This window comes from Shinella sp. WSC3-e, assembly GCF_945994535.1.
Lineage (GTDB): Bacteria > Pseudomonadota > Alphaproteobacteria > Rhizobiales > Rhizobiaceae > Shinella > Shinella yambaruensis.
Window position 1 is genome coordinate 2,096,911 of sequence record NZ_OZ000530.1, and the last position, 21,777, is coordinate 2,118,687.

A 21,777-nucleotide genomic window follows, 5' to 3' on the forward strand; every position below is an offset into this window, starting at 1 on the left:
CCGCGCACCCCGGCAAACCGAGAGCGACGACCATGGCTGATACCCCCGTTTCCCGTCCGGCACGCATTGCCACGCTTGCCTGCGCAGGCCTTCTTGCGACCCTTGCCGGCTGCGCCAGCGTCGCCGACGACGCGACCTCGGCGCGGACCGTGACGCCCGCATCGGCGGAGACCACGGATATCGCCGCCGCCGACGGGACGACGACGGAAGTCTCCTATGCCGCCCTGCCCGACGCCAAGCCGGGCACGGAAAACACGCCGGACGCCCTGCCGACGCCGATCGCCGTCGCGGCCGGCACCGCGGACGCCGCCGTTCCGGTCTCGGCCCTTGCGGAAGCCAGGCCCGTGACGGGCGCAGCCGCGGCCACCGCCGCGCTTGCCGGCAACGAGGCCGCAGGCGTCGCGACCGCGACGCAGCAGGGCTTCGACACCGTCATCGGCGTTTCCGTCATGGAACCGGGCTTCGACAGCGGCGAGCCGGAAGGCCTCGAACAGCTCGTCGCCAGCCGCAAGATCGTGCCGCTGGCAAAACCCGCGCTGGTCAGCAACGCCGTGCTGACGACGGAGACCCGCCTCCTCGTTCCGCAGGCCGAGCAGCCGTTCAAGAAGTCGGGCACGCCGATCGACGCGCTTATCAGCAAATATGCCGCGCTCTACGGCATACCGGAATCGCTCCTGCACCGCGTCGTCAAGCGCGAAAGCACCTACAATCCCAAGGCCTACAACCGCGGCCACTACGGGCTGATGCAGATCAAGTACGCCACCGCCAAGAGCATGGGCTACGAAGGCCCGGCCGAAGGGCTGTTCGACGCCGAGACGAACATCAAATATGCCGGAAAATACCTGCGCGGCGCCTGGATGGTGGCCGACGACAAGAATGACGGCGCCGTGCGCCTCTATGCGGCCGGCTATTACTACCATGCCAAGCGCAAGGGCCTCCTCGACGAGACCGGCCTGAGGTAAGGACTTGCCCCTCATCCGGCTGCCGCCACCTTCTCCCCGCAAGCGGGGCGAAGGGGATCGCGGAGCGGGTTTCCTCCCCATTGTTGCCTGAGTATCGGTGTCCGTACGATTTGCGGGAAGCCGGGTCGGCATAGGCCTTCTCCCTGCCTGCGGGAAGAAGGTGCCGGCAGGCAGGGAGAAGGGCAACCGCTCAGCGCGCGTCCTTAAGCCAGAACGTCATCGACTTTTCCGTCTCCTCCGCTTCGCCGATATCCTGCCAGGCGAGCAGGGTGCGCAAATCCGCGCGCCGTTCATAGCCGCGCTTTCCCCAGAATTCATCGAGCGGAACATAGTCCGCCGGCCGCAGCGGGTGATCCGCCGGACGGTCGACGGCGCAGAAGGCGCACCAGTCGAAGCGGCCGAGGCGGCGGGCATAGGCCTCGCGCTCCTCGAAGAACCGCACGCCGAGCCCCCTGCCCCGATAGGCGGAAAGCAGCACGGATTCGCCGAAATAGAAGACCTTCGCCGGATCGATGCCCGCGGCAACGAACGGCACGCGGAAAACCTGCGAAGCGTCCGTCATCGGCACGCCCGTCGAGGCGCCGACGATGCGCTCTCCGTCCAGCGCCAGAACGAAGAGGCTTTCGGGCGATTGCGCATAGGTCGCAAGATAGGAGGCCTCGTAGTCCTCGCTGCCCTCGTAGAGGTAGGGGAAGGCGCGGAAGACCTCGATGCGCAGGCGCGCGAGGTCGGCGATATGCGGCGTCACGGCCGTGCCATGAACAATCTTGATCTGCATGATCCGTGAATATTCCCAGCGGTTTGAACAATGCTATAAGGCGGTCGGGCTTCGCCCGAAAGCATTTCCGGCAAAACTGCGGAGCGGTTTTGCGTCCGGAAATGCTAGAGGACAAGGAGATGGAGCGTTTTCGCGATTCGGAGAAAAGCGGAAGCGATCCGGAGCAACGATATGAGGGATGACATGCCGGCAAAAGAGACGATCCGCGCCTACTACGATGCTTTCAACAGGCAGGACATGGAGGCCTTCTTCGACCTCCTGCACGAGGACGTCATCCACGACATCAACCAGGGCGGCCGCCAGGTCGGCAAGGACGCCTTCCGCGATTTCATGGCGCACATGAACCGCAGCTACCGCGAGACGCTGACGGACATCGTCATCATGTCGAACGACGACGGCACGCGCGGGGCGGCCGAATTCACGGTCAACGGCCAGTATCTCGTCACCGACGAGGGCCTGCCGGAGGCCAACGGCCAGACCTATGTGCTGCCCGCCGGCGCCTTCTTCGAGATCCGCGACGGCAAGGTCGCGCGCATCTCCAACACCTACAACCTCAACGACTGGATCGCTCAGGTCGGCGCCTGACCGGCCTCGAGGTCCGCCGCGTCCAGGATGTCGAGGACGCGTTTCACCAGCGGCTGGGGCCGGTAGCCGAGTTTCGACGGCGTCAGCCCCAGCCGGATCACCGCAAGCCCCTTGGACGGGATGATGGCGGCTGATTGCCCGTCGTGCCCCAGCATCCAGAAGGTCACGTCCGGCAGGCCGTAATCCGCATCGCTCCGATCGCCCGGGCCTTTCGTCCAGGTCTGCATATGGCTGTAGGCCCCGCCCGAGGCTCTCGTCGGCATCGCCATGGCCCCGACGAAACCGGCCGGCAGCAGCCGGTTGCCCTTCCACACCCCGTCGTTGAGCAGGAAGAGCGAGAAGCGGGCCCAGTCGCGCGCGGTGGCATACATGTAGGACGAGCCGACGAAAATGCCGGTCTCGTCCGTTTCCATGACCGCGCTCGCCATGCCGAGCGGCGCGAACAGCGCCCGCGCCGGGAAGGACAACGCCTGGCTCCGGCCGCCGAGCGCGCCCATCCAGATGCGTGACAACAGCACCGCCGTGCCGCTGGAATAGGTGAAGCGCTCGCCCGGATTGGCGTCGAGCGGCAGCGACAGCACGAAGCGCGACATGTCCGGTTCGAGGAACAGCATGCGCGTCACATCCGCCACGCTGCCGTAGCTCTCGTTGAAGGCGAGCCCGCTTTCCATGGCCAGGAGCTGGCCGAGGGTGATCTTCGAGCGGCCGTCGCCGCGCCATTCCGGGAAGAGATTGTCCATGGCCGGCGTCAGGGCGCCGGCCTGCATCAGCCGGCCGACCAGCGCCGCGTTGACCGACTTCGTCATCGACCAGCCGAGCAGCGGCACCGCCTGCGAGAAACCGTCCGAATAGGCTTCCGCGACGATGCGCCCGCCATGCACGACGACGATCGCACGCATGCCGGGACCGGCAAGCGCGGGATCGGCAAGAAGCGCGGCGATGCGCGCGTCCTGCGTCACCGCCTCGCCATCGGGCCAGGCGGCGGCCGGGTCCGCCGGCGGCACCTTCGGCAGGGCGACATCGGAAACCGCCTGCCGCGCCGCCTCGAAATCGCCGTCCGGCACGCCGGAGCAGCCGAACCCCTCGTGCCAGGCGGCGTAACCCGGGGCGAAGAGGCCGAGAAGGTGCGTCGTCACCGTCTTGCCGGCAAGATCGACATCCTGCCGCATGAGCTTCAGGAGCGGATGGCCGGGCGCCTGAACGTCCTCGGCAAGCACCTGTTGCGGGTCGCGACCGGAAATGAAGACGCTGGAGCAAACGATCTTGGCGGCATAGCCCGAACCGACGCTGAGCAGCGCGGGCGGCGATACGATGAGCCAGCTCGCCCCAACCAGCACGAAGAGGGCAAGGAGGGAAAGCGTCCAGGCGGCAAGCCTGTAGAATCGTCTCATACCGGCCTCTCCTTCCAGCCTCGAAGACAATCAGGATTTGCCTGTCATGAAAAGGCTTTTCGCGGTCACGCCGAAAGCCGTTTGTCGGTTTGCGCCAGGAAGCGCATCACGTCCGGCCCGGCCACCGGCCCCGAGATCAGATAGCCCTGCGCCTCGGAGGCGCCGCGCTGGCGGATGAAGTCGAGCTGGCCCTCGGATTCGATGCCCTCCACCGTCGTCGTCACCTGGAACGTGCGGCCGAGTTTCAGGATGATATCGACGAGGTCTGCATCCCGCTTGCTCTCCATCATGGCCCGCGCGAAGGAGCGGTCGATCTTCAGCTGGTCGATCGGGAAGGCGCGCAGGTTGTTGATCGAGGAGAAGCCGATGCCGAAATCGTCGAGCGCAACGCGCACGCCATGGCTGCGCAGCTCCGAAAGGCTTTCCCGGATCACCGTCTCGTCGACCGAGAAGACGGATTCCGTCACCTCGATCGTCAGGCGTCCCGGGGCAAGCCCGGTCTCCATGAGGCATTGCTTGACATAGCCGACGAAGGCACGGTCCTTGAACTGGTCGCCGACGACATTGATGGCGACGCCCGCCGGTGCCGGCCAGGTCGCCGCCTCGCGGCAGGCCTCGCGCACCACCCAGTTGCCGAGCGGCAGGATGAGCCCGGTCTTTTCCGCCGCCGGAATGAACATGTCGGGCATGATCCGCCCCTTTTCGGGATGCCGCCAGCGCAGCAGCGCCTCGAAAGCGCGCACCGTGCGGCTCTCCACGCCGACGATCGGCTGGTATTCCAGGAAGAACTCGTCGGCACGGATCGCCCGGGCGAGGTCGTGCTCGATGGCGGACCGGGCCTGCACGTCCGCGGCCAGCGCCGCATCGAAGAAGCGGAAGCCGCTGCCGGGCATCGCCTTCGCCTCGTAGAGCGCGAGATCGGCGCGTTTCAGAAGCTCGGACATCGACGTGTCGCCCGCTTCCATGAAGGTCACGCCGATGCTGCAGCCGCTCGTGACCCGGTGGCGCTTCAATTCGAACGGCTCGGCGAAGAGGTCGCAGATCGTGCGGCAGACATCCTCGATCTTGCCCGCCGAGGGCCGTCCCGCGATCGTCACGACGAATTCGTCGCCGCCGAGCCGGTAGATGCCCGTCGTCGCGCAGAGCGCGCGCCGCAGCCGCCCGGCGATGGCGGCAAGCAGCGCGTCGCCCGCATCGTGGCCGAGGCTGTCGTTGACGAACTTGAAGCGGTCGAGGTCGAGCAGCAGCAGAGCCGGCCGGTCCGCCTCCTCGCTCTTCTCGACGACAGCCTGGATGTCGCGCTCGAGGCAGAACCGGTTGGCAAGCCCCGTCAGCCGGTCGTGATGGGCATCGTGCGTCAGCCGCTGCTCGGTCTGCCGGCGCTGGCTGAGCTCGGCGATGAGCAGCGCCTTCGAGCGGCCGATCTGGTAGAAGCCGACGCCGAAGAAGACGGGCATGAGCGCAAGCGCCGTGGCGGTGGGGGCGGAAAAGCCGAAGAGGCTCTCCTGCGCGGTATCCCGCAGGAGCTGGTCGGCGGCAAAGCAGAGGGTCGGAAGGAAGGCTCCGAAAATCGACCCCGTCAGCGCATAGCGCTGCTCGATCCTCGGCAACAAGGTTTTCAACATCATGTAACCCTAAACCGTTGTTATCATGACAACAGGGTGCGTCGGGCCAATGCCGGCCCCACGGATGTTTCTAGCGAACAAAGAATGACAGAGTGTTAAGGGAGCGTTGGCATCCGCCCCCCAAGATTCAAGGGGGTATTTTTCTTCGGAACCATCGCGCCCTTTCCGCGTTGGAGACCTTGTTGTCATTCGTGCGTGGGGCTTCGTGCGAGTATCCGAGTGGGAAGGACCATCAGATGAAATCCATGATTTTCGGTGCCGCCGGCATCCTCGTCAGCGCCGGTGCGCTCCCGGCCTTTGCGGCGGACATGACCATTGCCGAACCGCCGGCGGAAACGCCGATCGTCGAGACGGCGGCCGGCGTCTATGATTGGGGTGGCTTCTATGTCGGCGTGAACGCCGGCTATGCCTGGACGAATCTCAATTCCGGCGGCCCGGCCCCCGCCATAGACAGAAGCCTCGACGATTTCGCGCTCGGCGCCTATGCCGGCTACAACTTCTTCAACGACGGCTGGGTCTACGGTGTTGAAGCCGACATCAAGCACGACTTCAACAACGAGCGCTTCGCCTCGGGCGGCACGCGCTACGAGGCGGAGACGAACTGGGGCGGCTCGGTGCGCGCCCGCCTCGGCTACGCCTTCGACCGCACCCTGATCTACGGCACGGGCGGCTGGGCCTTTACCCGCGCGGAGCTTGAAAACAGCGACACCGGCGTGAAGGAGAAGGACACGGTCCATGGCTGGACGATCGGCGCGGGCGTCGAGCAGGCCTTCACCGACACGGTGGCGGGCCGCATCGAGTACCGCTACACGGACTACGGCAACTCCGACATCTTCGATGCCGCCGGCCGGCGGGGCGACCTCGATTCGCATTCGATCATGCTCGGCGTGAGCATGAAGTTCTGACGCAAGCGGTATCCAGCCGCCAAAACCCCTCCCCGTGCTGAACGGTGAGGGGCTTTCGCGCGCGGCTTAACGGCCTGCTAACCATAATTTTACGGAAACATGCGAGTGGTGTTCGATCCGTCTCGCGCGTCCGCCCTTTACGACCCGCCCCGTTCGAGGCAGGATTAGGAAACGCGCAACAACGGGACCCCCATGCGTCGGCTCATTCTGGCTCTGCTGCCCCTCGCCCTTCTTGCTTCGTCCTGTTCCACCACCGACTACGACCTCGTGTCGACCGCCTCCGTGCCGCCGCGCTTCGACGACAAGGACCCGCAGGATTTCGGCGCGCGCAATCCGCATCGCCACGAGGTTCACGGCATCGACGTTTCCAAATGGAACGGAGACATCGACTGGCCGGCGGTGAAGAAGAGCGGCGTCTCCTTCGCCTTCCTGAAGGCGACCGAGGGCACCGACCGTCTCGACAGCCGCTTTGCCGAATACTGGCGCGGCGCGCGCGCGGCCGGCGTCGCCCACGCGCCCTACCATTTCTACTATTTCTGCTCGACGGCGGACGCCCAGGCCGACTGGTTCATCGCCAACGTGCCGAAGGAGGCCGTTCAGCTTCCGCCGGTGCTGGACGCCGAATGGAACCCCGTCTCGCCGACCTGCAAGCTGCGCCCGCCTCCGGACGAGGTGCGCACCGCCCTGCAACGCTTCATGGACCGTATCGAAAAGCACTACGGCAAGCGCCCGATCATCTACACGACGGTCGATTTCCACCGCGACAACCTCGTTGGCCATTTCGAGGCCTATCCCTTCTGGCTGCGCTCGGTGGCGAACCATCCGGAGAACATCTATTCGGCGCGCAAGTGGGCGTTCTGGCAATATACTTCGACAGGCGTCGTGCCGGGCATTTCCGGCAATACGGACATCAACGTCTTCGCCGGCTCCGCGAAGAACTGGAACAGCTGGGTGAAGACGGTTTCCCGCTGACCGCACCGTGATTCCGTGATGACCTCGGCGCCTCGCGGCCGACGCGCGGCGCCATGAAGGCACAATCGCGTGAAAAGGGCGACGGCGCGCCGCGGCCGCCGTTTTCTTCTTGCTTCCGTCACATTCATCTGAGACAGCCGGGCCAGCAACGGACCAAGGAGCATTCGAGATGCGGCTAAACCTGAAGACGAAACTTGCAGCAGGCCTCGTGGCCCTTCTTCTCGCCGGCAGCGCGCACGCCCAATCGACGGCGGCCTGCGGCGGCGACTTCAATGCCTTCCTTCAGGGCGTGAAGGCCGAGGCGCTGGCACGCGGCGTTCCGGCCGATGTCGCCGACCGGGCGCTTGCCGGCGCCGCCATCGACCAGAAGGTGTTGTCGCGCGACCGCGCCCAGGGCGTCTTCCGCCAGACCTTCCTCGAATTCTCTAAGCGCACGGTCAGCCAGTCGCGCCTCGATATCGGCCGCAAGAAGCTGAAGGACCTCGCTCCGGTCTTCCAGCGCGCCGAGCAGGAATTCGGCGTGCCGGGACCGATCATCGCCGCCTTCTGGGCGATGGAAACCGATTTCGGCGCCGTGCAGGGCGATTTCAACACCCGCAACGCGCTGGTGACGCTCTCGCACGACTGCCGCCGGCCGGAGCTCTTCCGCCCGCAGCTTCTCGCCGCCATCGAGATGGTCGGCCATGGCGACCTCGACCCGAACGGCACCACGGGCGCCTGGGCCGGCGAGATCGGCCAGGTGCAGATGCTGCCGAAGGACATCATCGAATTCGGCGTCGACGGCGATGGCGACAACCACGTCAACGTCAAGCAGTCCTCGCCGGACGCGATCCTGACGGCCGCCAAGTTCATCCAGCACCTCGGCTTCGTGAAGGGCCAGCCCTGGATCCAGGAAGTCTCCGTGCCCGATGTGCTGCCCTTCGAGAAGACCGGCCTGCAGCCGGGCATGAAGGCGGCCGACTGGTTCGCCCTCGGCGTCAAGCCGCGCGACGGCGACACCTCCTTCGGCAACCTGGAAGCCTCGCTGGTGCTGCCGCAGGGCCGCAAGGGCCCGGCCTTCATCACCTACCCCAACTTCAAGATCTATCTCGAATGGAACCAGTCGTTCATCTACACGACGTCGGCGGCCTATTTCGCGACCCGCCTTGCCGGCGCCCCGCCCTATGAGCGCGGCACCCCGGAGGAAGGCCTTTCCGAGGATAGCATGAAGCAGCTGCAGACCAAGCTGCAGGGCCTCGGCCACGATGTCGGCAAGATCGACGGCATCCTCGGCTCCGGCACGCGCGCCGCGATCCAGAAGGAACAGCTGCGCCTCGGCCTGCCCGCCGACGGCTGGGCGACCCAGGCCCTGCTGTCCGCCCTGTGACGGAAATCGGGTGGCGCCGCGCAAGCGCGGTGCTATAGGCATGAAGAGACCCAGAGCGGCAGCCCGGTTTCGGCCGGGCTGCCGCTCTGTCTTTCTGCCCGTGCGCCAGGCCGGCAGACGGCAGCGTGCCAGGGAGAGAACAATGGAACAGCCGGTATCGGTATCAGCAATGCGCATGAGCGCACGTACCTGGGGCCTGCTTGCCCTGCTCGGCATGATCTGGGGCGGCTCCTTCTTCTTTGCCCGCGTCGCCGTCGCCCATGTTCCTCCGGCCACCCTCGTGCTCCTGCGCGTCGGCATCGCCGCGCTTGCGCTGCATGTCTATGTTGCCGGCCGGTTCGATATCTACGCGACGCTGCGCGCCCGCTGGCGCGCGTTCCTGCTGCTCGGCCTCATCAACAATGCCGTGCCGCACATGCTGATCTTCCTCGGCCAGACGCAGATCGGCGCCGGCCTTGCCTCCATCCTCAACGCGACGACGCCGATCTTCACCGTGCTCATCGCCAACCGGTTCACGCTGGACGAAAAGCTCTCCTCGCAAAAGATCGCCGGCTGCCTGATCGGCCTCGTCGGCACGGCGGTGCTGATCGGCCCGCGCGCGCTCGCGCCCTTCACCGGCGACAGCGGCCCGCCGCTCTGGTCCGTCGTCCTGCCCGTGCTTGCCGCCGCCTCCTATGGCCTTGCGGCAACCTACGGCAAACGCTTCCGCGACGTCGCGGCGCCTGTCACCGCCGCCGGCCAGCTCACCGCTTCGACGCTGCTGATGCTGCCCGTTTCCTTCGCCCTCGATACGCCCTGGCAGATCCCCCTGCCCCCGCTGCCGGCCATCCTCGCCGTCCTGGCGCTGGCGCTGGTCTCGACGGCCTACGGCTACATCCTGTTCTTCCGAATCATGGCGGCCGCCGGCGCGACCAATACCTCGCTCGTCACGCTGCTCGTGCCGCCGAGCGCTATCCTCGCCGGCATGCTCTTCCTCGGCGAAACCCTGACGCCGCTCGGCATGCTCGGCATGGCCCTGGTGCTCCTCGGCCTCGTGGTGCTCGACGGGCGCCTTTTCGCCCGTTTCCGCACCGCCTGAAAAATGCGGGAACAAAGCGCATTCCCGGCCGTTTCATGGCAATCCGCCGGAATGGCCGCCCGACTTGCGCCACATTGGTAAATGCACAATGTCGGCATTCGTCATCTGGTAGGGATTGTGAATTTTTTGTGGCGGCCACGATAGAGGAGAAAATTCAGCAGGTTAGCATTGTGAATAAGGGCCCGGCGAATGCCGGATGTTGCAACGCAGCAACAAAACGCCTTTCCAATACGCTTTTTTAGGTCGTAATATCGATCCGCAAACGCAAGGAGGTAGCCATGGGACTCACACATTCCTTGAATGTTCTGATGATCAGTGCAGCGTTCCTCTTCATCGCAACGATGATCTTCATCTGAGGCGATCAAAGCGCAGTCCGGGAGGCCAGGGACGAAAAAACCAAAAAGACCCTGCCGAAACGAATTCAAGAAGGATGCATGGCCCGGAGACGGCGCCATGCATTTTCATTTCGGCGATCGGTTCTGTCGGGCGGGACCGGCGGTCAGGCCGCCGCCCCGGCCGCATGGCGCGCGTTCCGGGCAAAGCCGGCGCGGTCGCAGACCGCCGAGACGAGCGTGGCGCGGTTCATCGTATAGAAATGGAATTCGCCGACACCCCGGGCGATGAGGTTCTCCACCTGGCGGGCGGCGAGGTCGATCGCCACGGCCGCGCGCTCCTGCGGCCGGTCGTCGATGGGCGCCAGCCGGTCGGCCAGCCAGCCCGGCACGGATGCCCCGCAGAGGCCGGCGAATTTCTGCACCTGGGCGAGGTTGTGCACCGGCAGGATGCCCGGCACGACCGGGATCGCGATGCCGGCCTTGCGCACGCGCTCCAGGTAGCGCTCGAAATCGTCGTTCTCGAAGAAGAACTGGGTGAGCGCGCGCGTCGCGCCAGCATCCACCTTGCGCTTGAGCATGTCGATGTCGGCGGCAACATCCGGGCTCTGCGGATGCTTTTCCGGATAGGCCGACACGGAGATCTCGAAATCGGCGAGGCCGCGCAGGCCGGCGGTCAGCTCCGCCGCATTGGCATAGCCGCCGGGATGCGGCTGGTAGGGCGTGCCGACGCCGCCCGGCGGGTCGCCGCGCAGCGCCACGAAATGCCTGACGCCGACCGCCTGGAACTCGGCGACGACGGCGTGCACCTCCTCCTTCGTCGCGCCCACGCAGGTCAGGTGCGAGGCCGCCGGCAGGCCCATCGAGAGGAGATGGCGGACGGTGGCGAGCGTCGGGGCCTTGGTGGAGCCGCCGGCGCCGTAGGTCACCGACATGAAACCCGGCTCATAGGCCGAAAGCGCGGCGGCCGTCTCCCACAGCTGTCCTTCGGCCTCCGCCGATTTCGGCGGGAAGAATTCGAAAGACAGGCGGATGTCCTTGCGGGCTGGGCTGGCGGTCGCCGGTTTCATGTCAACTCCTCCTGCGGATGGCAATGGTGTCGGCCGCCCGTTCGCGCTGGTCGCGGGCAAGCCAGATGGTGACGGTCAGCGCATCGGCGGCCGAATGCGCGGGCTTGAGGTCGACGATCTCCTCGACGGCAAGCCCTGCCTTCTCCAGCCATTCGGCGAGCGTCTGGTGCGAGAAGCCGAGGCGGATATGGGCATGCTCGTCGCGCAGATGTTCGAGCGCGTGCGGGGCAAGGTCGATGATGGCAAGGCGCCCGCCGGGGGCGAGCATGCGCGCGGCCTCCGCCACCGCGGCCTCCGGCTCGTCCAGGAAGTGCAGCACCTGATGGATCGTCACGACGTCGAACTCGTCACGCTCCAGCGGCAGGTTGAAGATATCGCCGTGGCGGATCGACGCCTTGGTGACGCCGGCCCGGTCGAGATTGGCGCGCGCGACCGCCAGCATGTCGCGGCTGGCATCGACGCCGACGCCGCGCCTGTAGAGCCCTTCGAACAGCTGCAGGATGCGCCCCGTGCCCGTGCCGAGGTCGAGGAAGGCGTCCACCGGCTCCGCGCCGATCATCGCGGCGAGCTTCGCCTCCACCTCCGCCTCGCTGACATGCAGCCGGCGCACCGCGTCCCATTCCGCGGCGTTGCGGCTGAAATAGGCCTGCGCCTTGTCGGCGCGGATCTTCTTCAGCACCCGCAGCCGCTCGTCATCACGCGCGAAAACCGCATCCGCCGGGTCGGCGGCCTCGAGGAGCTGGCGGACGAGCGCCACGGCCGATCCGCCCTGGCTCAGCCGGAAGAAGGCCCAGGCGCCCTCCTGGTAGCGATCGACCAGCGCGGCCTCGGCGAGCAGCTTCAGGTGGCGCGAGATGCGCGGCTGGGACTGGCCGAGGATATCGGTCAGGTCGGTCACGGTCAGGTCACCATGCGAAAGCAGCGCGAGAAGGCGAAGGCGCGTCGGCTCGCCCGCCGCCTTCAGGATCTCCACGATGTCGTCCAGTCCGAGTTTCTGCGTGTCGCCCATGGCTTATCCAATCAAGACATAAAGATATGTTTATGTGATTAACCCGTGTCGCGCAAGGGCAAATCCGTGTCGCCGATCTTCCCACCGATACGCCCAAAGAAAAACCCCGGCGAACCGGGGTTTCTCAAAGGGCGGGACGCAGCGCCGATCAGCGCGTCAGGCGCTTGTAGGTCACCCGCTTCGGGTTGACGGCATCCGCGCCGAGGCGGCGGATCTTGTCCTTCTCGTAGTCCTCGAAGTTGCCCTCGAACCATTCGACGTGGCTGTCGCCCTCGAAGGCGAGGATGTGGGTCGCCAGGCGGTCAAGGAACATGCGGTCGTGCGAGATGATGACGGCGCAGCCGGCGAAGTTTTCCAGCGCGTCTTCCAGCGCCCCCAGCGTTTCGGTGTCGAGGTCGTTGGTCGGTTCGTCGAGCAGGATGACATTGCCGCCGGCCTTCAGCATCTTGGCGAGGTGCACGCGGTTGCGCTGGCCGCCCGAGAGCGTGCCGACCTTCTGCTGCTGGTCGCCGCCCTTGAAGTTGAAGGCGCCGCAATAGGCGCGGCTGTTCATCTCGTGCTTGCCGAGCTTGATGATGTCGTTGCCGCCGGAGATCTCCTCCCAGACGGTCTTGTCGCCGGCGAGCGCATCGCGGCTCTGGTCGACATAACCGAGATCGACCGTCTCGCCGACGGTGATCGAGCCCGAATCCGGCTGCTCCTGGCCGGTGATCATGCGGAAGAGCGTCGTCTTGCCGGCGCCGTTCGGGCCGATGACGCCGACGATGCCGCCGGGCGGCAGCTTGAACGTCAGGTTCTCGATCAGCACGCGGTCGCCGTAGGACTTGGTGAGGTTCTCCGCCTCGATGACCACGTTGCCGAGGCGTTCGCCGACCGGGATGACGATCTGCGCGTCGCCGGGGCGGCGCTCGGCCGCGGCCTGCACCAGTTCGTCATAGGCGCGGATACGGGCCTTGGACTTGGCCTGGCGGGCCTTCGGCGAGGAGGCGATCCATTCCTGCTCGCGGGCGAGCGCCTTCTGGCGGGTCGCCTCTTCGCGGCCTTCCTGCTGCATGCGCTTGGCCTTGGCCTGCAGGTAGGCGGAATAGTTGCCCTCGTAGGGGATGCCGCGGCCGCGGTCGAGCTCGAGGATCCAGCCGGTGACATTGTCGAGGAAGTAGCGATCGTGCGTGATCATCAGCACGGAGCCCGGATATTCGCGCAGGTGCTTTTCGAGCCAAGCGATCGTCTCGGCGTCGAGGTGGTTGGTCGGTTCGTCGAGCAGCAGCAGGTCCGGCTGGGCGAGCAGCAGCTTGCAGAGCGCGACGCGGCGCTTTTCACCGCCCGAGAGATTGTCGACCGAGGCGTCGCCCGGCGGGCAGCGCAGCGCGTCCATCGCCATCTCGACCTGGCTTTCGAGGTCCCAGAGGTTCTGGCTGTCGATGATGTCCTGGAGCTTCGCGCCCTCTTCCGCCGTCTCGTCGGAATAGTTCATCATCAGTTCGTTGTAGCGGTCGAGGATCGCCTTCTTGGGGGCGACGCCCTCCATGACGTTCTCGAGCACGGTCTTGGACGCATCGAGCTGCGGCTCCTGCGGCAGGTAGCCGAGGGTCGCGCCGTCGGCAAGCCAGGCCTCGCCGGTGAACTCCTTGTCGAGGCCGGCCATGATGCGCAGCACGGTCGACTTGCCGGCGCCGTTCGGGCCGAGGATGCCGATCTTTGCGTCCGGATAGAACGACAGATGGATGTTCTCGAGGATCTTCTTGTTGCCATAGGCCTTGTTGAGCCCCGACATGTGGTAGATGAACTGACGTGCCATGAAAACGCGCTCCGGATCGGACAAATTTGCCCGCTATGTAGGCGAATTCTCCGCCCGCGGCAATCTGAGAAAGCCGCATCGCGCCCCGGGGCGGAAACACCGCCCCGCATCGCCGTGACACCCTCCGCGGCAGCACCGCAGTCCAGATCGGCGCAGCAGCCCGCCCGTCCGCCACTCCTACCCCGCCTGCCCCGCGCCCGTCGTCCCCTCGGTGCAGCGGGACTTCGTCGGCGAGGCGGCGGCGATGCGGTCCGCGAGCGTCGGCGCGTCGCCGGCAAGGCCGATGGTGAGGCCGGTCACGACGGGCCCGCCGTCCGTCTTGCGGCAGATGAGGCGCACCCGCTCGCCGGCCCCCGCCCCGAAGGCCGCGTCGAAGGCGGCGCGGACTTCGGCAAGGGTGATCGCCGCCCCCGCCTTCTGCGTGAAGAGCGCGCGCACCGGCGAGGCGTTGAGCGCGTCGAGCAGGTCGAGCGAGCGGCTGTAGTAGTCCTCCGGCGAGGCGGCGACGCAGCTGCCGCTGCGCAGCCATTGCTGGCGGTCGAGGCCGAGGCGCGCGGCGGGCATCGCGGCCATCAGGCGCGCCTTCGTGCCGGAAGCGAGCACGAGATCCGGCAGCTCCGTCCACTTGCCCTTGCGCGCCTGCTGCTTGAGGCCCGCCTCGACGCCGCAATAGCTCTTGCGCAGCTGGAAGCGGCTGAGCAGCGAGAACTGCCTTGCGGCCGGCGCGTCCACGGAGAAATCCGCGCAGCCGCGGCTTTTCGGCCGGGCGGCGCAGTAGCCCGCCTGCCAGCTGACGGATAGGACCTCGCGCGCGCCGCCGCCTGCCGGCGCCGTCTGCGCGGCGGCGGGACGGAAACCGGCAGCCAGCGCGAGACACGCGAGAAGCAACGGCAGGACGGCAAGGAAAAGGACGGCTTTGAAAATCAGTGCGGCATTGGTCGTCATGACCGGCTCCCCCAACGAGAACAAAACAAGATCATTTACAACCAAAGATCCGGAAAATGCAACCATGAATCGGAAAAAACGCGACATGCGGGAGAAAATCGAAAAATACACGCCGCATCCCATTGTCTTTCAACGGCAAATCGCGTTGACCTTGCCAGAACGGGAGGGCCGAAACGGGAGGATGGACCGGTGTTTTCGCAGGTTTCGACGCTGCAAAGCCCGAGCGGGGCGAGCCTTGCGCTGCGGCACGAGGCTGCCCGGGGCATTCCCCGCGGCATCCTGCTGATCAGCCACGGCCTTGCCGAGCACAGCGCGCGATATGCGGCGTTCGCCGCGCGCCTGGCGGCGGAGGGGTTCCATGTCTATGCCCACGACCATCGCGGCCACGGCTTCACCAGCGCGCCGGATGCCCCGCGCGGCCAGTTCGCGCCGAAGGGCGGCATCGCCCGGGTGATCGCGGACATGCGCGCCGTGCGCGACCATGCGGCGGCACGGCATCCCGGCCTTCCGGTCGTGCTCTTCGGCCACTCGATGGGCGGGCTCATGGCGCTCGCCTTCGCCGAGGCACACCCCGGCGATATCGACGCGCTCGCCGTGTGGAATTCCAATCTCGAACCCGGGCTTGCCGGGCGCGTGGCGCAGGCCGTGCTGGCGGCAGAACGCATGCTGAAGGGATCGGACGTGCCGAGCAGCGTGCTGCCGCGCCTGACCTTCGGGGCCTGGGGCCGCTCCATCGCGAACCGCCGCACGGATTTCGACTGGCTGTCGCACGACCCGGCCGAGGTGGACGCCTATATCGCCGATCCCCACTGCGGCTTCGACGTCAATGTCGCCATGTGGATCGACATCTTCGCCGTCACCTTCGCCAATGCCTCGGCACAAGGGCTTGCGCGCCTGCCGAGGCGGCTGCCGATCCATCTCGTCGGCGGCGCGGAGGACCCGGCGACGGATTTCGGCCGCGCCGTGCACGCCTTTGCCGGGCGACTGAAAAAATCGCGGCTTGAGGACGTCACGACAACCGTCTATCGCGGCATGCGTCACGAAACGCTCAAGGAGAGCCGGCCGCTCCGCGATCCCGCCGTCGACGCCTTTGCCGGCTGGTGCCGGCGGGTGGCCGACGCATGGACCCGCGCCCCGGAACACGCATGACCACATCCGCCACCATCGCCCCGCTGCGCAACGAGGTCGGCCTCGGGCTCCTGCTCATGGTGCTCTCGGTGCTCATCTCGCCGATCATCGATATCTTCGCCAAGCTCGCGGTCACGTCGGTCCCCGCGACCGAGATCACCTTCGTGCGCCTGCTCTTCCAGATGACCGTGCTGGGGCCGATCTGTCTCCTGCGCGGCACGCTTTTGGACGTGACCTTCCGGAAGATGGGCCTGCATGCCGCCCGCGGCCTGCTGATGGCCATCACCATGATCACCTTCGTCACGCCGCTCGCCGTCATGGAAGTGGCCGATGCCATCGCCATCTTCTTCGTCGAGCCGATCATCCTGACCATCCTCGGCTCGATCTTCCTGAAGGAGACCATCGGCTGGCGGCGCTACACGGCCTGCGGCGTCGGTTTCCTCGGCTCGCTGCTGGTCATCCAGCCGAGCCTGCAGGAGGTCGGCCCGATCGCGCTGCTGCCGGTCGTGGCGGCCTTCTCGCTCGCGCTGTTCTTCCTCCTCACCCGGCTCGTCGCCCAGAAGGAGGATCCCTGGTCCATGCAGTTCTATGCCGGCCTCTGGGGCGCGCTGTTCTCCGGCCTGCTGCTTCTTGCCGGCGGCAGGCTCGGCATCGCCATGCTGACGCCCGTCGTGCCGGACATGGCGAACACGCTCTACATCGCCGGCGCCGCCGTCGCCGCCACCATTGCCGGCGTGCTCGGCGTCTATGCCTATCGCTCGGCGCCCGCCTCCACGCTCGCCCCGCTGCAATATCTGGAGATCGTCTCGGCGACGATCCTCGGCTGGTTCGTGTTCGGCCATCTGCCGGATGCCGTGAAATGGCTCGGCATCGCCATCATCATCGCCTCCGGCCTCTATGTCATCTGGCGCGAACGCAAGCTCAACAAGACGGCGACGATACCGCCCGTCTCCACGCCGATCTGACGTCGCCCGGCCGCGCAAAACGGCGCGGCAGGCATCATGTCAGTCTGAGCCGTCATGATCTCCCCGCGGGCGCCGGCTATCGTGCCCGGCAGCTTTTTGTTATCCAAAGGGAAACGGGCGAAAGGCCCGGCGTCCGGCCGCGTTCCGGCACCGCCGGGAAGGGAGTGCACGATGGAGAAGTCGAACCTGCCGCTATCCGGCATAAGGGTCATCGAGCTGGCGCGGGTCCTCGCCGGGCCCTGGGCCGGGCAGATGCTGGCCGACATGGGCGCCGACGTCATCAAGATCGAGAACCCCGACGGCGGCGACGACACGCGTGCCTGGGGCCCGCCCTTCGTGACCGGCAAGGACGGCGAGAACCTCTCGGCCGCCTATTACCACTCCACCAACCGCGGCAAGCGCTCGATTACCGTCGACCTCAAGACCGAGGAAGGCCGCGCCGTCGTCCACCGCCTCATCGCGACGGCCGACGTGGTCATCGAGAACTTCAAGGTCGGCGGCCTCGTCAAGTACGGGCTCGATTACCAGAGCCTCGCCAAGGCGCACCCGAAACTCGTCTACTGCTCGATCACCGGCTTCGGCCAGGACGGCCCCTATGCCGCCCGCGCCGGCTACGACTACATCGTGCAGGGCATGTCCGGCTTCATGTCGGTGACCGGCGCGCCGGACGGCGAGCCGATGAAGGCGGGCGTCGCCATCGCCGATATCTTCACCGGCATCTATGCCGTCGCCGCCATCCAGGGCGCGCTCATCCATGTCATGAAGACCGGCCGGGGCCAGCATGTCGACATGGCGCTGCTCGACGTGCAGTCGGCCGTCATGGCGAACCAGAACATGAACTTCCTTGCCTCCGGCAATGCGCCGACGCGGCTCGGCAACGCGCATCCGAACATCTCGCCCTACGAGGTGGTGCCGACGTCCGACGGGCACATCATCCTCGCCGTCGGCAATGACGGGCAGTTCCGCAAGCTCTGCGGCATCCTGAAGCTCGAGGGCGGCGCCGACGACGAGCGCTTTGCCACCAACCGGGCGCGCGTCGCCCATCGCGGCGAGGTGCGCCGCCTCGTCACCGGGGCGACGGCCGGTGTCAGCAAAGCCGAGCTTCTCGCCGCCTGCGAGCGCGAGGGCGTGCCGGCCGGGCCGATCAATTCCATCGCCGAGACCTTCGCGGATCCGCAGGTGAAGGCGCGGGGCCTGCGCATCGACCTGCCGGATGCCGACGGCAACCGCATTCCCGGCGTGCGCACGCCGATCGTCTATTCGGGCACGCCCCTTGTCTATGACCGGCCGAGCCCGCGGCTTGGCGAACATACCGACGCCGTGATGGCGGAACTCGATATCCTCGAAGCAGGAAAGAAAAGCGCATGAAGACCGGTGGCCAGTTGATCGTCGATGCTCTCGTTACCAATGGCGTCAGGCGCGTCGCCTGCGTGCCGGGCGAAAGCTACCTCGCCGTGCTCGATGCGCTGCACGACACCGATATCGACGTGCTCGTCTGCCGCCAGGAAGGCGGCGCGGCGATGATGGCGGATTGCTGGGGCCGGCTGACGGGCGAGCCCGGCATCTGCATGGTCACGCGCGGGCCCGGCGCCACCAATGCCTCGGCGGGCCTGCACATCGCGCGGCAGGATTCAATCCCGATGATCCTCTTCATCGGCCAGGTGCAGCGCGATGCGCGCGAGCGCGAGGCCTTCCAGGAGGTGGAATACCGCCGCGCCTTCACCGAGGTCGCCAAATGGGTGGCGGAAATCGACGACGCCCGCCGCATTCCCGAATTCGTCACCCGCGCCTTTGCCGTCGCCACCTCCGGCCGTCCGGGCCCGGTGGTGCTGGCGCTGCCCGAGGACATGCTGACGGACACGGTCGAGACGGTCGAGGCGAAGGCCTATGCGCCGGTCGAGGCCCATCCCGGCCGCAGGCAGGTGGAGGAACTGGCAGGCCGTCTTGAAGCCGCCGAGCGCCCGCTCGTCATCCTCGGCGGCACGCGCTGGTCGGAGGAGAGCGTCGCCGGCTTCACGGCCTTCGCGGAGCGCTGGTCGCTGCCGGTCGCCTGTTCCTTCCGCCGCCAGATGCTGTTCGATCACCGGCACCCGAACTATGCCGGCGACAGCGGCATCGGCGTCAACCCGGCGCTCGGCAGGGAGATCCGCGAGGCGGACCTCGTCATCCTGCTCGGCGGGCGCTATTCGGAAATGCCGTCCTCGACCTACAGCCTGCTCAAGGTGCCCTACCCGCAGCAGACGCTGGTGCATGTCTATCCGGATCCGTCCGAGCTCGGCCGCGTCTACCGGCCTGACCTTGCGATCTGCGCCGCGCCGGAGGATTTCGTCGCCGCGCTCGACGGCCTCGCGCCGAAGGCCGCCCCGCACTGGGCCGCGCGCACCGCCGCCATGCACGAATCCTACCTGAAATGGTCGACCCCGCCGGAAACCGGCCCGGGCGGCGTGCAGATGGGCCCGATCATGGCTTGGCTGGAGGAAAACACGCCGGAGGACACGATCTTCACCAACGGCGCCGGCAACTATGCCACCTGGGTGCATCGCTTCCACCGCTTCCGCCGCTTCGCCACGCAGGCCGCCCCCACCTCCGGCTCGATGGGCTATGGCCTGCCGGCCGCGGTTGCCGCCAAGCAGCTCTTCCCGGAGCGTGAGGTCATCTGCTTTGCCGGCGACGGCTGCTTCATGATGCACGGCCAGGAATTCGCCACCGCCGTGCGCTACAATCTTCCGATCATCACCGTCGTCGTCAACAATGGCATCTACGGCACGATCCGCATGCACCAGGAGCGGGAATATCCCGGCCGCGTCAGCGCCACGGACCTCACCAACCCGGATTTCGCCGCGCTCGCCCGCGCCTATGGCGGCCATGGCGAGACGGTGGAGGAGACGGAGGACTTCGCGCCCGCCTTCCTGCGCGCCCGCTCGAGCGGCAAGCCGGCGATCATCGAGGTGAAGCTCGACCCGGAAGCGATCACGCCGACGCGCACGCTCTCGGATATCCGCAGCGGGACGTGATGTTTTTAAGGGCGTGAAAGCCCCTCATCCCGCTGCCGCGACCTTCTCCCCGCAAGCGGGGAGAAGGCGGATGGGGCGATGCCTCGCCTTCCAAAATATCGTCGATGCTTTGGGAAACCGTTGCGGCATTCCCCTTCGTCCCGCTTGCGGGGAGAAGGTGCCGGCAGGCGGATGAGGGGCCAGGCCCTCAGCCGCGGATATGCTGCGTCTGCTCGTAGATCTTCGTCGAGCGCATGCCGGAGCGGCAATAGCCGAGCATCGGACGCGGCAGTTCGTCGAGCGCGTCGACCATGCCGTGCACGGCCTCGGCCGTCACGCCCATCGGGCCGACCGGCACATGGGCGACCTCGATGCCGAGTTCCTTCGCGCGCGCCGCGATGACGGAGAATTCCGGCTGGTCGGGCTGCTCGTGGTCCGGGCGGTGGCAGACGATGGATTTGAACCCCAGGGCGGCGATGGCGTCGAGATCCTCGACGGCGATCTGGCCGGAGACGGAATATTCGTCGTTGATCTCGCGGATATCCATGGGCGGTTCCTTCTAGAAAACAGGGGTGCTCACCGTTTAAGCCCGCGCCGCGGGAGCGTCAATCACGCAAAATCTATAGCAATTCCCGAAAAGGCGCGAAGCGTGCCGCCCCCGGAACGCGCGAACGCCCCTCTCCGCTCGAAAAGCGCACAAATATCCTAGCGGACCTCGAAGGCAAGGCCGTAGCCGACGCTTTCGCCGGGCGCGAAATCGGCGGCCTCGCCGGCGGCGATCAGCTCGGCGCGCGGCACGAGTCGGTGCGAGACGGGCTCGATGCCGAGCACCGCCGAGCCCGGCGACAGGTTCCGCCAGACCTGGAGATGCGGCAGCGTATCCGTGCGGAAGCGGATATGGACGCTGCGACCGCCAAGCGCCGCGATCGGGCCGATGGCGATCTCTGCCCAGCCGTGCGTCGCCGTTTCGGCCGCCGGCACGCAGAAGATCTCGCGGTCGCCCTCGCCGAAGCGCCACGGCAGGCTGCCGCCGGGCAGCATCGCCCCGGTCAGCCGCGTATCCGCATCGAAGAGGCCGGTGCCGAAATTGATGTGATACATGCCGAAGGGCGGCCAGGACGTGTCGCCCGTATTGGTGACGCGGTCGTCGAGCGTGATGTGGCCGGTGCGCCGGTCGGCCCGCCAGCGGCGCGCGAGATCGGCCTTGCCGCCATGGGCGAGCGAAACGGCGACGCGCCCCTCGCAGACCACCTCCCCCTCGTCCTCCTCGATCAGCACGTCCCGTGCCGGCGAGGAGGAGAACGAGCCGTGCAGCGGATAGAGCCGCCCGTCGGCCGCGCCCTCGACCGGCACCGGATGGCGGATGTGATCCGGACCGCAGGTGAACAGGAAGCCGGGCAGCGCCTTGTCGATGCGCGGATCGCCGTCCGACGGCACGGCCGCCCCCGGCGCGAGATCGACGCCATGGAAGACGGCGCCGGCGACATCGAGCACCGATTGCGGCGTCAGGTCGAGGCGGAAGGGCTGGTCGGGCGTTTGGGCGGTAAGGGCAAAGGTCATCCGGGACTCCGGCAAGGGGCAATCGAACGGCGGCATGCTAGAGCAATTCCCGCAGAAGTGCGACGCGGTTTTGCGTCCGGAACCGCAGAAAAACAAAAGGATAGCGTGTTTTTTGCAAACCGGCGGAAAACGGGAAACGCTCCACGGCAGGGCGGCGGAACATTACGCCTGGCAAGGCTCGTCTCTCATCGTTCCAAGGGAACCATCACGGCCGGTCACAAGTTTTTGCAATACGCGTTGACCTTACGTTCACCATCGATTCAGTTTTTTCATATTAAGGTCTGAATTGAAGTGTTCCGTCCGCGCGATATGTGC

19 protein-coding genes are annotated in these 21,777 nt (G+C 66.7%); 10 read left to right on the top strand and 9 right to left on the bottom strand.

Annotation, left to right across the window (positions count from 1 at the left end; all coding sequences use genetic code 11):
• The first annotated feature begins 32 nt into the window (after positions 1 to 32).
• The gene (locus AABF56_RS10435) at positions 33 to 962 is read left to right on the top strand and encodes a lytic transglycosylase domain-containing protein (protein WP_272805864.1); all 930 of its coding nucleotides are present in this window, start codon (positions 33 to 35) and stop codon (positions 960 to 962) included.
• A 190-nt stretch (positions 963 to 1,152) separates the two neighbouring features.
• Here the strand turns inward: AABF56_RS10435 and AABF56_RS10440 are convergent, their stop codons facing one another.
• Entirely contained in the window at positions 1,153 to 1,740 is a 588-nt protein-coding gene (locus AABF56_RS10440) for a GNAT family N-acetyltransferase (protein ID WP_244766801.1), read from the bottom strand.
• Positions 1,741 to 1,923: 183 nt separating this feature from the next.
• Here AABF56_RS10440 and AABF56_RS10445 point away from each other — a divergent pair, with 183 nt between their 5' ends.
• Positions 1,924 to 2,325, top strand: a complete 402-nt coding sequence (locus tag AABF56_RS10445) for a ketosteroid isomerase-related protein (RefSeq protein ID WP_272805865.1) — start codon at positions 1,924 to 1,926, stop codon at positions 2,323 to 2,325.
• On the opposite strand, the gene AABF56_RS10450 is transcribed toward AABF56_RS10445, so the two are convergent.
• Complete coding sequence (locus AABF56_RS10450) at positions 2,310 to 3,716, bottom strand: serine hydrolase domain-containing protein (RefSeq protein ID WP_272805866.1); 1,407 nt, start codon at positions 3,714 to 3,716, stop codon at positions 2,310 to 2,312. The two genes, AABF56_RS10445 and AABF56_RS10450, sit on opposite strands and share 16 nt — an antisense overlap.
• Positions 3,717 to 3,781: 65 nt before the next feature.
• Positions 3,782 to 5,344 (bottom strand): putative bifunctional diguanylate cyclase/phosphodiesterase, encoded by a 1,563-nt coding sequence (locus AABF56_RS10455; protein ID WP_272805867.1) that lies wholly within the window; start codon positions 5,342 to 5,344, stop codon positions 3,782 to 3,784.
• Positions 5,345 to 5,577: 233 nt separating this feature from the next.
• Between AABF56_RS10455 and AABF56_RS10460 the strand changes: the two genes are divergently transcribed.
• The 4 genes from AABF56_RS10460 to AABF56_RS10475 all read left to right on the top strand — a co-directional run bounded on the left by AABF56_RS10460 (position 5,578) and on the right by AABF56_RS10475 (position 9,662).
• Positions 5,578 to 6,246 carry an outer membrane protein gene (locus tag AABF56_RS10460; RefSeq protein ID WP_272805868.1) on the top strand — a complete coding sequence of 223 codons (669 nt, stop codon included), beginning with the start codon at positions 5,578 to 5,580 and terminating at the stop codon, positions 6,244 to 6,246.
• A 192-nt stretch (positions 6,247 to 6,438) separates the two neighbouring features.
• Positions 6,439 to 7,218 carry a glycoside hydrolase family 25 protein gene (locus AABF56_RS10465; protein ID WP_272805869.1) on the top strand — a complete coding sequence of 260 codons (780 nt, stop codon included), beginning with the start codon at positions 6,439 to 6,441 and terminating at the stop codon, positions 7,216 to 7,218.
• Positions 7,219 to 7,387: 169 nt separating this feature from the next.
• Complete coding sequence (locus tag AABF56_RS10470; protein ID WP_272805870.1) at positions 7,388 to 8,584, top strand: lytic murein transglycosylase; 1,197 nt, start codon at positions 7,388 to 7,390, stop codon at positions 8,582 to 8,584.
• A gap of 169 nt (positions 8,585 to 8,753) precedes the next feature.
• A complete protein-coding gene (locus tag AABF56_RS10475) occupies positions 8,754 to 9,662 on the top strand; it encodes a DMT family transporter (RefSeq protein ID WP_272807485.1) in 909 nt (302 codons plus the stop codon).
• Positions 9,663 to 10,161: 499 nt separating this feature from the next.
• On the opposite strand, the gene metF is transcribed toward AABF56_RS10475, so the two are convergent.
• From metF to AABF56_RS10495, 4 genes are all read right to left on the bottom strand, one after another.
• Positions 10,162 to 11,064, bottom strand: coding sequence for a methylenetetrahydrofolate reductase [NAD(P)H] (gene metF / locus AABF56_RS10480; protein ID WP_272805871.1), 903 nt, complete (start codon positions 11,062 to 11,064; stop codon positions 10,162 to 10,164).
• 1 nt (position 11,065) lies between these two features.
• Positions 11,066 to 12,073: an ArsR/SmtB family transcription factor gene (locus tag AABF56_RS10485; RefSeq protein WP_244766809.1), complete on the bottom strand. Its 1,008-nt coding sequence runs from the start codon at positions 12,071 to 12,073 to the stop codon at positions 11,066 to 11,068.
• A gap of 148 nt (positions 12,074 to 12,221) precedes the next feature.
• A complete protein-coding gene (gene ettA, locus AABF56_RS10490) occupies positions 12,222 to 13,871 on the bottom strand; it encodes an energy-dependent translational throttle protein EttA (protein WP_244766810.1) in 1,650 nt (549 codons plus the stop codon).
• 177 nt (positions 13,872 to 14,048) lie between these two features.
• Positions 14,049 to 14,816, bottom strand: a complete 768-nt coding sequence (locus tag AABF56_RS10495; RefSeq protein ID WP_272805872.1) for a ribonuclease — start codon at positions 14,814 to 14,816, stop codon at positions 14,049 to 14,051.
• Between the two features lie 189 nt (positions 14,817 to 15,005).
• On the opposite strand from AABF56_RS10495, the gene AABF56_RS10500 reads away from it, so the two are divergent.
• The 4 genes from AABF56_RS10500 (at position 15,006) to AABF56_RS10515 (ending at position 19,923) form a co-directional block, all read left to right on the top strand.
• On the top strand, positions 15,006 to 15,965 hold the full coding sequence (locus AABF56_RS10500) for an alpha/beta fold hydrolase (protein WP_272805873.1): 960 nt from the start codon (positions 15,006 to 15,008) through the stop codon (positions 15,963 to 15,965).
• Positions 15,962 to 16,909, top strand: a complete 948-nt coding sequence (locus tag AABF56_RS10505) for a DMT family transporter (RefSeq protein WP_064330590.1) — start codon at positions 15,962 to 15,964, stop codon at positions 16,907 to 16,909. Before AABF56_RS10500 ends, AABF56_RS10505 begins: the two co-directional genes overlap by 4 nt.
• Positions 16,910 to 17,080: 171 nt before the next feature.
• On the top strand, positions 17,081 to 18,277 hold the full coding sequence (locus AABF56_RS10510; protein WP_272805874.1) for a CaiB/BaiF CoA transferase family protein: 1,197 nt from the start codon (positions 17,081 to 17,083) through the stop codon (positions 18,275 to 18,277).
• Positions 18,274 to 19,923 (top strand): thiamine pyrophosphate-binding protein, encoded by a 1,650-nt coding sequence (locus tag AABF56_RS10515; protein ID WP_272805875.1) that lies wholly within the window; start codon positions 18,274 to 18,276, stop codon positions 19,921 to 19,923. Before AABF56_RS10510 ends, AABF56_RS10515 begins: the two co-directional genes overlap by 4 nt.
• 187 nt (positions 19,924 to 20,110) lie before the next feature.
• Here the strand turns inward: AABF56_RS10515 and AABF56_RS10520 are convergent, their stop codons facing one another.
• Together AABF56_RS10520 and AABF56_RS10525 are read right to left on the bottom strand one after the other, a co-directional pair.
• The gene (locus AABF56_RS10520) at positions 20,111 to 20,449 is read right to left on the bottom strand and encodes a TIGR01244 family sulfur transferase (RefSeq protein WP_064330593.1); all 339 of its coding nucleotides are present in this window, start codon (positions 20,447 to 20,449) and stop codon (positions 20,111 to 20,113) included.
• Between the two features lie 158 nt (positions 20,450 to 20,607).
• Complete coding sequence (locus AABF56_RS10525) at positions 20,608 to 21,462, bottom strand: DUF4432 family protein (protein ID WP_272805876.1); 855 nt, start codon at positions 21,460 to 21,462, stop codon at positions 20,608 to 20,610.
• Positions 21,463 to 21,777: the final 315 nt, after the last annotated feature.